This window comes from Bacteroides pyogenes (assembly GCF_014196225.1).
GTDB classification, from domain to species: Bacteria; Bacteroidota; Bacteroidia; order Bacteroidales; family Bacteroidaceae; genus Bacteroides; species Bacteroides pyogenes_A.
The window spans coordinates 1-1,462 of record NZ_JACIDI010000041.1; the positions used below are offsets into that span (position 1 = coordinate 1).

The window sequence follows — 1,462 nt, forward strand, 5'->3', positions numbered from 1 at the left end:
TGCCTTGCCGTACTGTTATATGTTCCAATATATACATATTCAGGAAGTATGGTCTCAATGTTGAGCTTTACGGTACCTTTGGAGAGAGTATAATGGATCATCCGAAAATCTGTGGGTATGTTATGTTAATACGCGAAAGTAAGCTATCTTTGCGGTTAGATTTTTTTAAAACAATCCACTGAATTCTAATCGCAACCTACATAAGTTACTACGAGTCATCTTCCCCGAAGTTTTAATTAGAGTATTTCGAGATCTCCGGTTGGTATGACGACTCTGTCAAAATCGAAATTTGGCTTGATGAAAAAACTACCTGGAACGTTCAGATTACAAGAGTGGAACTGTGATTTCACATGGTTTTACGGATGAGAAAGTTGCGCCGGACTTTTCCTCTTCGTGACAAGCCAGTTTATCTCCACGTAAGACGTCGTCGCTGGTATGACAAAGCTAGCGGGGAAACGTTTTCCCATACCTATGATGATCTTACGACCGAAGGGACGAAAATCACTCCTGAGTTCGTTGCTTTTTTAAAAGAAGAAGATTGAAACTACGGCGGCTAGTATAAGCTTCATAGCAGACGCTTATGGTGTAAACGGTAAACAGTTAACTTCACAGTACAAGGAGTTTATCAGCGCATACAGTGGGATCAGTTAGATCATGCCACAGAATATGTCCTGTTCAAACAGAACATAGGTCCTAGTCTTTGGATTGACGAGACTTCTTTGAGCTGCGGAGAATTAATATACTGTTGTCACTAACCGTGCGGGGCGTGGTGGCAGAGACACCCTTGTGCCCATGATACGTGGCACAAAGTCTGAAGACGTCATAAAGGTGCTTGAAATGATTCATGTCTCCAAGCGCAAGACGGTCAAAGAGGTTACTTTGGATCTTTCGCCGACCATGATGCGGATTGTCCGAACATCTTTTCCCAACGCCACTATGACAAATGACCGGTTTGATGTACAGAAGCTCTTTTATGAAGCAATTGATGAACTCAGGATTACTTATCGCTGGATGGCACGGGATTTAGAAAACGATGAAATTCAGCGGGGCAGAGAGCAGGGTATAGAGTATGTTCCGTTTCGATATACCAATGGCGATACCCGTAAGCAGCTGCTGGCAAGGGCTAAACATCTACTTATCAAGCATTTTAGCAAATGGACCGAATCCCAAAGAATACGTGCGGAAATCATATTCGAACATTATCCGGAATTGAAATCAGTTTACGACTTAGCCATAGAGTTGACCAATATGTATAATAAGCACTATGAAAAGGATGTGGCACGTGGAAAACTTGCCTTATGGTACAATAAAATAGAAAAGTTTGGATATGGATGTCTCAGAACTGTAACAAATACCACGCAGAACTATTGTAAGCCTCCGGTAAACCACGTATTTTCTGCAATCTCTTCGACCAGTATCTTTGTGCCCAAAAATAAAACTTATGATGACACGAGAAGAAGTT

At 41.7% G+C, this 1,462-nt stretch carries 2 protein-coding genes; both read left to right on the forward strand.

From position 1 onward, the window contains the following. The first annotated feature begins 362 nt into the window (after positions 1 to 362). Positions 363 to 542, forward strand: coding sequence for an ISAon1 family transposase N-terminal region protein (locus GGR07_RS14235; RefSeq protein WP_420187803.1), 180 nt, complete (start codon positions 363 to 365; stop codon positions 540 to 542). Between the two features lie 250 nt (positions 543 to 792). After that, positions 793 to 1,462 (forward strand): transposase (locus GGR07_RS13740; protein ID WP_260168203.1); only part of this gene is annotated, 670 nt, incomplete at its 3' end.

Excerpts from the sequence above, each read along its gene's own strand:
- GGR07_RS14235 (WP_420187803.1), top strand. The coding sequence starts at position 363 with ATGAGAAAGTTGCGCCGGACTTTTCCTCTTCGTGACAAGCCAGTTTAT.